The sequence below is a fragment of the Muricauda brasiliensis genome (assembly GCF_003057865.1).
In the GTDB taxonomy this organism is placed as follows: Bacteria; Bacteroidota; Bacteroidia; order Flavobacteriales; family Flavobacteriaceae; genus Flagellimonas; species Flagellimonas chongwuensis.
In genome coordinates this window covers 51730-62899 of sequence record NZ_QBTW01000032.1, presented here as the reverse complement: position 1 = coordinate 62899, position 11170 = coordinate 51730, and the positions used below count along the sequence as shown (strand labels likewise).

The following is an 11170-nucleotide window of genomic DNA, read 5'->3' as shown; positions in this document are numbered from 1 at the left end:
AACGAAATTATTGTTGTGAAGTGTCTTAATTCTGTGGTTTTTCAAGTATTTTAATACATCTCATCGATTTACGGTACTGCTTTTACGATGTTCGACAGCACTCCGTTCACATCAAAATACGGTTCCTCGGCCAAACCTGTCCGTACAACGACCAAGTCTTTGGAAGGAATCATAAATACATGCTGACCTTCAAAACCATTGCAAGAAAACATATCCTTCGGCACATCGGGATATTTCCCTTCTGCATTCAGCCAAAAGTGAGCGCCGTAAGTGCCATTGGATTTAGCGGTTGGAGTTGTGATATAATCTACCCATGAAGCATCGAACAATTGTTCCCCGTTCCAATTTCCCTTGTCCAGATGCAATTGTCCAAAACGTGCCCAGTCCCGTGTACTCGCCCATGCGTAAGAAGAGCCCACATAATTTCCTGCAATATCCGCTTCCATAACCATGGAATACATCCCTATTTTATCGATTAAAGCGGAGTACGGGAAGTCCAAATACTCTTGATGGCTCCTAAATTGCTGCTTTAGTATTCCCGAAAGCAAATTTGTGGTTCCCGAAGAGTAGTTCCATATTTCCGTTGGTTTTGCAATCGCTTTTTTATCACGTTGTGCCTTGGTCATGTCACTATCCAGGAACAACATTCGAGTAACATCTGATATTCCTGTATAATCCTCGTCCCAGGCCAACCCACTTTGCATGCGTAGCAGGTGGTTCAGGGTGATATCTTTCCTTTCATCATCTTTCCATTCAGGAATGGGAGCGGGCCAATCCATTTCTAACTTTCCTTGGTGTTCCAAAATTCCATAGCAAGATGCTAAAACACTTTTGGTCATGGACCATCCCAAAATAGGGGTGTCCTTATCAAACCCATCAATATATTTTTCGGCAATCAAATGTCCTTTATAAAGAATTAGAAAGGTTCGTGTTTTTTGAGTTTCAGGCTCGGCGAAGGCCATGGCGATGGCCTTATTGATTTGATCCATATTCACATCGGCCAATATGGTATCCAATGGAGCCGCTTGTCCATAAGGGTAAGGAATAGTATCGACAGGTTGGTTTCGTTGAGGTCTTATTGTTAATGCCTTGGGGTCATAATCATCATTGATCAAAACTGCTCCAAGACCATCACGATATACTGCGGTACGCTCCATCATCCCATAAACGGTTGAAGATGCGGATTGCTCACTCTCATCAATCTCAGTAAATGCTATTTCAATTAAGGGAGCACTATTGTCATATTGATTCATACTGGCAGCGGAACGATGCGCCAAGAAAACACCAGATGCCACATTCTTTGCAGCATATCCGGAGATAATGTTCAATTTGGGGTAATTCAAGTAGACTACCACTCCTATGATTACGAGAAGGAGCAGCAAAACACGTTTAAGTAGTTTCATGGTATAGGATGTATTTGTAACTTTCTGCTTCTAAATATAAACATTTAACCTATGTCCAACATTGGATTGATCATTGAAGAACGCAGTAGGGATATTGGCGACTTTTTGGTAGGAAGGCTGATTCCTTTCCGCAAGAAGCGCATGATCGGCCCTTTTATTTTTATCGACCATATGGGGCCCACAAAATTGGGGCCTGAAAAGTATATGGACGTGGACCAGCATCCGCACATGGGCCTTTCCACTTTGACATTTATGTTGGAAGGTGAGATCAACCACGAAGATAGCCTCGGGACCCATCAACGTATTAAACCCGGTTCCGTTAACTGGATGACGGCAGGGAAGGGGGTGACCCATACCGAAAGAACTCCACAAGACCTACGTAATGGAAATACTTTCACAGCCCATGGTTATCAAATTTGGGTGGCGTTGCCGAAAGAATTGGAAGACATGGAACCTCAGTTCCATCATATTGATGGTGCGGACATTCCAAAATGGAGCGATGGTCCCGCAGAATTTAAACTGGTTGCGGGAGAAGGTTACGGTAAAAAATCTCCTGTCCCCGTTCATTCCAACCTCTTTATGGTGGAAGTAATAGCTAAGGAAGAATACACTTTGAACGTAAACGGAAGTTTGAAAGGGGAAATAGGTATTTGTATCGTCGAAGGCGGAATTGAAGCCTGCGGTGAAACCGTTGGAGAAGGAAATATTTTGGTATCCAAAGTGGAGGACACCTGCAACATAAAACTAAAACCAAATACACATTTAATGTTGTTCGGTGGCGAACCTTTTCCAGAGGAACGTTATATTTATTGGAATTTTGTTTCTTCCAGTAAGGAAAAACTCGAAGAGACAAAAAAAGCATGGGCCGATAAAACCTTTCCAATGATGGAAAACGACAACACCTATGTACCGTTACCCAACTAAACGTAAACCAACTCACTTAAAGTTTAAGACAGAACCGACCAATGCCGAACAAACCAAGTATTACCCCACTGCTTTTATTACTTCTAATTTTTATTTCTTCCTGTAAAAAAGAAAAACCGAAATCCCCGGAAGCTGAGCTCTACACAAAATACTGCGCCAGTTGCCACTTAGCCCCAAAGTTGAATGAACTGCCTAAAGATGTTTGGGAAAAGTCCGTGCTTCCAGCAATGTTGGAGCGTATGGAAGTAGAAGGAATCAATGAAGGTGCGAATACAGAAACATCAGGCTTTAGACCAAAACTCACCTTTGAAGAATGGGTTCAGATTCAGACCTACATACTATCCAATGCACCAGAACATTTGGAAACCATAGATGTACCCAGGGCAGATACTTTGAACCAATTTGTGGCCAAGCCATATGCCGTTGATGGGCAAAATGGCGGTATGATCACCTATTTGGAGTTTCTTGGAGATAGCAATCAAGTACATTATGGAGATCTCACCGGGACTTTAGGGTCTTTTAATTTTGACCAAGAAGCCTCTGAACAAATCTATCAAGGCAAAACACCTATAACTTGGTACAGTAAAAAAGATTCCATGGAAATTATCAGTGAGGTAGGAATCATTCGTCCATCCGAATTGGAAAAAGGAAAAATACTTCGCAAAATTGGAACGGATACCTTAGCTGTAAACCAAAGTTTTCATAGGCCCGTCCATACTTTATTGGAAGATTTGAACGGTGACGGCAAAAATGAAATCGTCGTGAGCGAGTTCGGCAATGAATCCGGTCGGTTGTCACTTTTGATCGAGAACGAATCTGGAGGGTATGACAAAAAAGTATTGCTCAACCTACCCGGTGCCATACGTACTGTGGCAAAGGACATGAACAATGATGGCAAACTCGATATTGTAGCCTTAATGACCCAAAGCAATGAAAGCATTACTGTTTTCCATCAGACAGAAGATTTAATGTTTGAAGCTAAAAAACTTTTGGAGTTCAGCCCTATATTCGGAACAAGTTGGTTCGAAATAGTAGATTATAATGGGGATGGTTTAGATGACATTATAACAGTTCAAGGGGACAATGCGGATATTTCGTATGTACACAAACCCTATCACGGTATGCGCATCTATCTCAATCAAGGAAACAATGAGTACGCTGAATCCTATTTTTATCCCATGTACGGCGCTACAAGGGTACTTTCCAGGGATTTTGACCAAGACGGTGACATAGATTTTGCCCTGATCAGTACATTTCCCAATTATATGGAATTTCCGGAACGCTCTTTTGTGTATCTGGAAAACAAGGACTCGGATACGTATGAGTTTTCCACAAAAATATTGGAAGACCCCGCTTTGGCACGATGGTTTTTGATGGATGCTTCGGATGTTGATAATGATGGTGACCTGGATATAGTGCTTAGCTCCTTGACCTTAGGATTCACGCCGGTTCCCGATGTGTTGTCCGACCGATGGAACAACACCAATGTGGACATTATGCTCTTGGAAAATTTATTGCATTGAAAAACTGTGTTTTCATACTGATCATTATTCTTGTGGGATGCTCATCAAAAGAAGATGAAACAAAGCCCAACAAAAAATATGATTGGTACGGACACGAAGTCACGGCTTCTGCCTATAACTCCGTATTTTGGCAAACGGATAGTATCAACCCTTCCGTTGCGGCTTGGGGAGATACCTTAAAGCCCGGCATGAAAGTCATCGCAGTATCCAGAGACCTTATCAAAAAAGGATTGACGTACAATACCATGGTAAAAATCGATACTTTCCCAGATACATTTTACGTGAAGGACAAAATGCACTGGCGTTGGCGAAACCGTATTGATATTTACATGGGTAAAGACGTAAAAAAAGCACGGGAATGGGGCAGAAAAAGATTGATTATCTGTTATGCCGTTCCCATCGATTCCATAAATGCTACAAATGAAGAAGATTAGTTTACTTTTATGGGGACTGGCCTTGGGAGCATGCTCCACTCAAAAGGAAATTGTGGATATTCCCATTATTTTTGATGAACAACGGATTGAATTGACCAAAGAATACCTGTTGAATCGATACGAGTTAGAGCAGGATACCCCGGAAATAACGCCTAAAATGGTAGTGCTGCATTGGACGGCCATTCCATCCTTAAAAAAATCGTTCGAAGCTTTCAACCCGTCTACCTTACCCAACTGGCGACCCGATTTGGTGAACGTGAGCGGACTAAATGTAAGCTCCCATTTTTTGGTTGACCAAGATGGAACCATTTACCGATTAATGCCAGAAACAACTATGGCAAGACATACTATTGGATTAAACCATTGTGCCATCGGTATAGAAAACGTGGGCGGTACCGAAGGGTTGTCCTTGACCAAAAAACAGTTACGTTCCAATATTTATCTGGTTAACTATTTAGCATCAAAATATGACATTGATTATGTAATCGGTCACCAGGAATACACACTTTTTGAAGGACATCCGCTTTGGCTGGAGGTAGATGATGGTTATCGTACCGAAAAAACGGATCCAGGAATGGATTTTGTGGAAAAGGTTCGAAATGCCACTAAAAAATTTAACTTTAAACCTGTTCCAACAAAAAAATAATGATAAAGCAATTTTTTCTTTCGGCTGTCTTCCTTCTCGTTTGTAATGTGCAGGCTCAGGATGAACTTACCTCCAAGCTATACGAAACCTACGATGATTACAAAGAATCGAGCATTGGAAAACGGAGGATAAAACACGCCGACATCCAACCCTTGATCGAAAAATTTAAAACAAACCCTAAATTTGAAGTCCAAAAGGTAGGAGAGTCCATTCAGGGGCGGGATTTACACCTGATAAGCATTGGTTCCGGGGACAGCAATATATTTTTATGGTCCCAAATGCACGGTGATGAGCCCACGGCCACCCAAGCTATTTTTGACATCCTTAATTTTTTGGATGCTCCTGAATTCAAAGAAGAGAAGGAAGCAATCCTATCCAAGTTAAAACTTCACTTTTTACCAATGCTCAACCCAGATGGCGCCGAAGTATTTACGAGAAGAAATGCCCTTGGTATAGATATCAATCGGGATGCTTTACGATTACAATCGCCCGAAGGGCAAACTTTAAAGCGTCTTCGTGATAGCCTTGATGCCGATTTTGGTTTTAACCTTCACGACCAGAGCAAGTACTATAATGCAGAACGGACAGAGAAACCTGCTACCATTTCCTATTTGGCCACGGCCTACAATTACGAAAAAGACATTAATGAGGTAAGGGCCAATGCAATGAAGGTTATTGTTTATATGGATAAGATCATTCAAAACTATGCACCGGGACAGGTAGGGCGTTACAGTGATGACTTTGAACCACGTGCATTTGGTGACAATATTGCCAAATGGGGAACTAGCCTTATTTTAATCGAATCCGGAGGTTATCCCGGTGACCCTGAGAAACAAGAAATCCGTAAACTCAACTACGTTTCCATTCTTTCGGCCTTGTACACTATTGCCAACCAATCGTACAAGGACATTCCCATTGAGGATTATGAAAAAATTCCCCACAACAATCGTATGTTGTTCGATTTAAAGATAGAAAACGTCACTTATGAGCTTTTGGGCAATGACTATATTATTGATTTGGGAATAATCAACTACGAGGTAGATTTAAAAGATCACAACGAGTTCTATTACAAAAGTTCGGTTGCCGACCAAGGGGACCTATCCACATATTATGCTTACAAAACCTTTGATGCGAAGGGTTACAGCATCGTTCAGCCAAAGGTGGCCAAGGTGACTCGAATTGATAATCCCATGCAGTTATTGCAGGATGGGGTGGCCTATGTAAAAACGGAGAAGCCAGAAAAAAGCACTTTTGTACACTTTCCATTGATATTGGTAGATGAGAAATTTGAATTAAAAAGTTTTAGTATGCAACCGGGAGCAAACCCGACATTTTTTCTAAAGAAAGATGGGAAATTGACGCACGCCGTCATCAATGGTTTTTTGATAGATCTTTCCAAGCCTTTGGAACAACAAAATACAGGAAACGGTCTGATTAATGGTAAATAGATTTTAGAAACAGTAAATAACCCTTTAGCACATAAAAATGAAGAAACAGATTTTAGTAGGATTATGCCTTTTGGCAGCACAATTGACTTTTGCACAAGAGTCTATTACTCTTTTTAACGGTAAAAACTTGGATGGTTGGGTAAACCACGGAGAGGAAAAATGGTTTGTAGAAGATGGTGAACTCATCTGCGAAAGTGGTCCAAAAGGTGAATATGGCTATTTGTCCACAGATAAATTCTATAAAGATTTTGAATTGACCTTGGAGTTTAAACAAGAGGCCGATGGTAACAGCGGTGTTTTTATCCGTTCTACTTTTGAAGGCACCAAAGTAACCGGTTGGCAAGTAGAGGTTGCCCCTCCAGGAAAAGATACGGGTGGAATCTACGAATCTTACGGGCGAGGTTGGTTGATAAAACCAGACCCTGAAAAAGACAAAGCCCTAAAAATGGGGGAGTGGAACACTATGAAAATCCGTGTGGAAGGTCCCAAGGTAACTTCTTGGCTCAATGGGGTTGAAATGGTTCATCTGGAAGATGAAAAAATTGGAGAGGGCGAAGGCGCCATCGCATTACAGATCCATGATGGAGGAGGTATTCGCGTAAAATGGCGAAACATAGAACTTATCCCTTTGGATTAAGAAAAAAGAAAAGCCCGATTGCTATAATCGGGCTTTTTTTATTTGAATTATGAATCTTTAATTCTTTAAAGGAGTAACTTCAAAAGCTCTGTATTCAATAGGTCCGTGGTCTCCCTGAATCATGAATGGTCCAGGCTCACCTTCTTTACTGTCCAAAGCTCCTCCCGTAATCCCGGGAATAGTGGCATCAGAAATAACGGTTTTGCCGTTAAGCGTTACCGTTACCCGTCGTCCTATCAATATAATATCATACGTCTGCCATTCGCCAGCAGGTTTGGACGCATTCTGATTAGGTTCCAAAAAGCCATAAACACCTCCCAAATAGATATCGGCAGGTTCCAAACCTTCACTATCCACAATTTGAACCTCATAACGACCACGTAAATAAACACCGCTATTACTGCCCTCGGGGTAACGGAACTCTACGTGCACTTTAAAGTCTTGGAATTTTTCATCCGTAATCAAATTAGATCCTGATTCAGGACTGGTCAAAATGCCATCTTTTACCACCCATTGGTTCTTTTCGCCATCTACGTGCCAACCAGTAAGATCTTTACCATTGAACACCTCAATGGTTTTCCCCCATTTTGGATTTTCGGTGTAAGGCAGTTCAGGTGCTTTCACCCCGGTCCAATGAATAATGGAACCATCAGTATAGATCATTGTACCTTTCAATTCTTCACCATCCAATTCGCCATGGAAGATCATATCGCTGCCTTTGGGCTCCCATTGATTGGGAATACTAAAGGTAAAATTGTTCTCCCCATAAGTTTCCACTTCGGCAATGGGTCTTGCGCTACCAAAAGCAAACACAAAGCGTCCCAATAACGTAGCATTTCCAGAATGTTTTATTTCCAACCAAGAAGGGGAGGGCTTGCCCATAAAATCCATTTCCAAATCCCATCTGCCCTCTAACGGACTGATGTGTTGGGCATAAAGACTGCTGGCAAATCCTAAAAATAGGGTGCAAATAAAAGTGTAAATTGTTTTTCTAGGGTTAATCATAGTTATGTTCAGTTTAATTGCTGAACAAGATACGGTATAATCCCAAATTTAACTAGTTTAACGAGTATGCTGACTTATTCGCAACCTCCTATAAACCCTTTGGCACTGAATTTGGTCTGAACGGCTCCCTGTAATCCATTGTGGGTAAGTTGAATCACTAGGTTGCTTTCACCACTACCATCACGTTTTGGTGTACAATATTCGAACAGGTAATAGCTTCCCGCTTGTTCCTCCACACGTTCGGATATATCGTTGAAAGTATTTTCCAACTCTTCGGAATTGCTTGCAAACACACTGGCTGTTTTCCCAATTTGCTCCAAAACTTCGGTATCGATTTCGGCACCAAGTCCAATAGAGAAGAAAGAGATGTTTCTGTCCGCTTCCTCGACCACGCGTAGCGCATCGGACTCCCTGTAACGGGATGCTTGGTCGGTACCATCGGTGAACAATACTACGGAAGCAGCATTGATCACATCAGAATTTTCATCCAATAAATCTTCTGCAATGTTTGTTGATTTGATTACCGCACCGTACAAATCTGTTGATGGGTCACTACTGATGTCCGCTGTGATTCCATCCACAGAAGCGGTTAGTTCTTCAATAGAAAACGTCAATGGGTTCAAAAGGTGAAGCTCATCCTCTCCATCAAACCAATAAATGGCCATTCTGAAGGATTCTGAACCAGGTGAGGGCATTACATTATTGATAAAACTTGTGGTAGCTACCTTTAATTCATCCAAGCTACTTTCCAAAACACTGTTGCTCAAATCCAATACCAAGAGGGTATTGTTGTTGAAGACCTGTGAATTAGGGGAAATTCGTGCAAAAGATTCTGATGATGATATGGAGTTAAAGCAATCATCGTTCCTACCTTGCTCATAAATCGAGAATTGGTCGGCGGATAGACCTGAAATAGGATTGCCCATAAGGTCGGACACTCTAAAAAGAACAGAGACCTTGCCGGGTTGGGTGGTATATTCGTCCTGAATGGATAATAGAATCTCATTTTCATCAAAACCTAGACAATCATCCGGCTCTTCTCCAAGACCAAGCTCCCTGTCATCAATGTCAAAACTCACATCATCGTCAGCATTTCCACAAGAGAATAAAATAAGTCCAAGGGATACGAGGAAAGTAAATCGAAGTATATTTTTCATTTTCATATAAGTTAAGGTTCTGCATGCAAAACGCCGAATTTAAAGGAAAAGTATGCATGATAACCAGAATTAAATTAAAGAAAAGTTAAAAGAAATTCCTGCTTGTTAAAATGATAGGCGTTCGGGCAATTTTTAATATTTTCACCTTTTAATATAACCTACCAGCCTATCTAACCAAGATTCAAAACAAACAATAACGCTAATAGGTTGATATTATGACTATACTATTGTTCGGAGCTACCAAAGATATTATTGGGACTCCAACATTGTCGGTACCCACGGCAAGCTTGTCCGGAAAAAAAATACCCAATACGGTAGGTGAACTCAAAAAATTTTTGGAAAATACATATCCAGAACTCAAATCCATACCACAGGTAACCATTGCCGTGAATCAAAATTACGCATCGGATGGTGACAGGATCAATTCATATGACGAAATTGCACTGATACCTCCGCCACAGGTATGATTCCTAATACAAACCTTTGAACACAGAACACAAAAAAATAGCAACAAAACATTCTCCCAAATTATTTGGGCTGGTGCTGTCCGGTGGTAAAGGTTCAAGAATGGGAAGGGATAAAGGGCTGGTAGATTACCATGGAACTCCTCAGCGGGAATATTTGTACCACCTGTTAAAAGAGGTCTGCGATAGCGTCTTTCTAAGTATACGGCAAGAACAGTTACTAGAAACTCCAACAAGCTTTAAGACCGTTGTGGATCAAGATAAATACAACGGTCCCTTTAATGGTATAATGAGCGCTTTTGATGCCCACCCAAACGTTGGGTGGTTGGTAATTGCCTGTGACTTACCGTTTATGAACCTACCATCGTTACAGCAATTGGTTGGGGAAAGAAATTCTGGGAAATCTGCGACCGCCTTTAAAAATCCTGATACGGGCAATCCTGAACCGTTATGTTGTATTTGGGAGCCTAATGGGTTGGAAGAAGCTAAGAATTTTCTCAAAAATTCCGATTATCCAAGCCCAAAACAATTTCTAATGGATGCTGAGATTTTACTTGTTCAGCCTAAAAATGAGCAAGCGTTGTTCAATGCCAACTCATTATCGGACTATGATTTTGTAAAAAGTAAGCTGAAAGAGCAGGAGCGGGGCTAGTTTTTTGGAAATGCCCTTTTATGATTGTCCAGATCTAAGGTTTCAAAATCTTGGAAAGTTCCACAAGAAATCTGTCTTTTCACTAGTGATTTAGATTTCTTTCTTTTGGTACGTGATTCTATTTCTTTGTTCAAGTAATTCATGGTGAATTATTTTACCTAAAAACGAAATTAGAATTATTTTAGTGTGACAATCAGAAGATTAACCATTTTTAACACTGATTTGAGCTTCAATATGTTCCAAAATGGACATCCAGTGCATACGTAGAATCAATGCAGCGGTTGGCACATTGTCTTCTTGTATGGCATCTATCACGGAACGCGTCTGTGTGCTTAGTTTTTTGAAGAATCCATGATCTTTAATAAAATCGTGTTCATAAAAATGAAGCCTAACTTTCAAGTCCTTTAAAATTTGTAAGAGCACTTTATTTGGACAATGCTGTACCAAATGATTGTGAAAATTGAATCTGGCCCGTAATCCTTCAGTAATAGTGGTGGTTGCTTCAAGTTCGGACTGCATTTTGGCCAAGGCTTCCATTTCTTCAGGTTCAAACTTCGTATTCTCCAAGGCCATCACTTCCAATTGAGCCACAATTTCGATTAAGTTCTTGACTTCTTGTTTGGAAAGCTTGCCTACCACAAAACCGCGGTTGGGTATTGCCTGAATTACTTGGGCTTGCTCCAATTGGGTCAATGCTTCACGAATGGGCGTTACACTAATGCCCGTTGCCCGGGAGAGAGCCGCCAAATTAATCGTCTTGCCCACCAACAATTCCCCATTTTGAATCTGCTGCAATAAATGTTCTTTGATCTTATCTCTTAAAGCCGACAACTTAGCCATACGCAAAGGTTAGTGTTTCTTAGGGCAGCAAGTCAAC

The 11170-nt window shown here is 41.1% G+C and carries 12 protein-coding genes; 8 read left to right on the top strand and 4 right to left on the bottom strand.

The genetic code is table 11. The features are described 5' to 3' along the window. Positions 1 to 68: 68 nt before the first annotated feature. On the bottom strand, positions 69 to 1403 hold the full coding sequence (locus DCK90_RS16800) for a serine hydrolase domain-containing protein (RefSeq protein ID WP_108247358.1): 1335 nt from the start codon (positions 1401 to 1403) through the stop codon (positions 69 to 71). Positions 1404 to 1454: 51 nt separating this feature from the next. Here DCK90_RS16800 and DCK90_RS16795 point away from each other — a divergent pair, with 51 nt between their 5' ends. The 6 genes from DCK90_RS16795 to DCK90_RS16770 are packed head-to-tail and all read left to right on the top strand — an operon-like array spanning position 1455 to position 7015. Beyond that, a complete protein-coding gene (locus DCK90_RS16795) occupies positions 1455 to 2327 on the top strand; it encodes a pirin family protein (RefSeq protein ID WP_108247357.1) in 873 nt (290 codons plus the stop codon). 41 nt (positions 2328 to 2368) lie between these two features. Continuing rightward, a complete protein-coding gene (locus tag DCK90_RS16790) occupies positions 2369 to 3850 on the top strand; it encodes an FG-GAP repeat domain-containing protein (protein WP_108247356.1) in 1482 nt (493 codons plus the stop codon). Then, complete coding sequence (locus DCK90_RS16785; protein ID WP_394339722.1) at positions 3841 to 4284, top strand: 3D domain-containing protein; 444 nt, start codon at positions 3841 to 3843, stop codon at positions 4282 to 4284. Before DCK90_RS16790 ends, DCK90_RS16785 begins: the two co-directional genes overlap by 10 nt. Then, a complete protein-coding gene (locus DCK90_RS16780) occupies positions 4271 to 4930 on the top strand; it encodes a peptidoglycan recognition protein family protein (RefSeq protein ID WP_108247355.1) in 660 nt (219 codons plus the stop codon). The genes DCK90_RS16785 and DCK90_RS16780 overlap by 14 nt, the downstream gene beginning before the upstream one ends. After that, entirely contained in the window at positions 4930 to 6378 is a 1449-nt protein-coding gene (locus DCK90_RS16775; RefSeq protein ID WP_108247354.1) for a M14 family zinc carboxypeptidase, read from the top strand. The genes DCK90_RS16780 and DCK90_RS16775 overlap by 1 nt, the downstream gene beginning before the upstream one ends. A gap of 37 nt (positions 6379 to 6415) precedes the next feature. Further along, positions 6416 to 7015 carry a 3-keto-disaccharide hydrolase gene (locus DCK90_RS16770; protein WP_108247353.1) on the top strand — a complete coding sequence of 200 codons (600 nt, stop codon included), beginning with the start codon at positions 6416 to 6418 and terminating at the stop codon, positions 7013 to 7015. Between the two features lie 57 nt (positions 7016 to 7072). Here the strand turns inward: DCK90_RS16770 and DCK90_RS16765 are convergent, their stop codons facing one another. Both DCK90_RS16765 and DCK90_RS16760 read right to left on the bottom strand, forming a co-directional pair. After that, positions 7073 to 8020 carry a 3-keto-disaccharide hydrolase gene (locus tag DCK90_RS16765; RefSeq protein WP_108247352.1) on the bottom strand — a complete coding sequence of 316 codons (948 nt, stop codon included), beginning with the start codon at positions 8018 to 8020 and terminating at the stop codon, positions 7073 to 7075. Positions 8021 to 8094: 74 nt separating this feature from the next. Then, positions 8095 to 9177: a vWA domain-containing protein gene (locus DCK90_RS16760; RefSeq protein ID WP_108247361.1), complete on the bottom strand. Its 1083-nt coding sequence runs from the start codon at positions 9175 to 9177 to the stop codon at positions 8095 to 8097. 215 nt (positions 9178 to 9392) lie between these two features. On the opposite strand from DCK90_RS16760, the gene DCK90_RS16755 reads away from it, so the two are divergent. Next, the gene (locus DCK90_RS16755) at positions 9393 to 9644 is read left to right on the top strand and encodes a MoaD/ThiS family protein (RefSeq protein ID WP_108247351.1); all 252 of its coding nucleotides are present in this window, start codon (positions 9393 to 9395) and stop codon (positions 9642 to 9644) included. A gap of 16 nt (positions 9645 to 9660) precedes the next feature. Next, the gene (locus DCK90_RS16750; RefSeq protein ID WP_234414777.1) at positions 9661 to 10293 is read left to right on the top strand and encodes an NTP transferase domain-containing protein; all 633 of its coding nucleotides are present in this window, start codon (positions 9661 to 9663) and stop codon (positions 10291 to 10293) included. A gap of 201 nt (positions 10294 to 10494) precedes the next feature. On the opposite strand, the gene DCK90_RS16745 is transcribed toward DCK90_RS16750, so the two are convergent. Continuing rightward, on the bottom strand, positions 10495 to 11133 hold the full coding sequence (locus DCK90_RS16745) for a GntR family transcriptional regulator (RefSeq protein ID WP_108247349.1): 639 nt from the start codon (positions 11131 to 11133) through the stop codon (positions 10495 to 10497). Positions 11134 to 11170 lie beyond the last annotated feature (37 nt).

Bases quoted from the DNA above. Each gene is read 5' to 3' on its own strand.
- DCK90_RS16745 (WP_108247349.1), bottom strand. From the start codon at position 11,133: ATGGCTAAGTTGTCGGCTTTAAGAGATAAGATCAAAGAACATTTATTG.
- DCK90_RS16800 (WP_108247358.1), bottom strand. From the start codon at position 1,403: ATGAAACTACTTAAACGTGTTTTGCTGCTCCTTCTCGTAATCATAGGA.
- DCK90_RS16775 (WP_108247354.1), top strand. From the start codon at position 4,930: ATGATAAAGCAATTTTTTCTTTCGGCTGTCTTCCTTCTCGTTTGTAAT.
- DCK90_RS16795 (WP_108247357.1), top strand. From the start codon at position 1,455: ATGTCCAACATTGGATTGATCATTGAAGAACGCAGTAGGGATATTGGC.
- DCK90_RS16770 (WP_108247353.1), top strand. From the start codon at position 6,416: ATGAAGAAACAGATTTTAGTAGGATTATGCCTTTTGGCAGCACAATTG.
- DCK90_RS16760 (WP_108247361.1), bottom strand. From the start codon at position 9,177: ATGAAAAATATACTTCGATTTACTTTCCTCGTATCCCTTGGACTTATT.
- DCK90_RS16755 (WP_108247351.1), top strand. From the start codon at position 9,393: ATGACTATACTATTGTTCGGAGCTACCAAAGATATTATTGGGACTCCA.
- DCK90_RS16790 (WP_108247356.1), top strand. From the start codon at position 2,369: ATGCCGAACAAACCAAGTATTACCCCACTGCTTTTATTACTTCTAATT.
- DCK90_RS16780 (WP_108247355.1), top strand. From the start codon at position 4,271: ATGAAGAAGATTAGTTTACTTTTATGGGGACTGGCCTTGGGAGCATGC.
- DCK90_RS16765 (WP_108247352.1), bottom strand. From the start codon at position 8,020: ATGATTAACCCTAGAAAAACAATTTACACTTTTATTTGCACCCTATTT.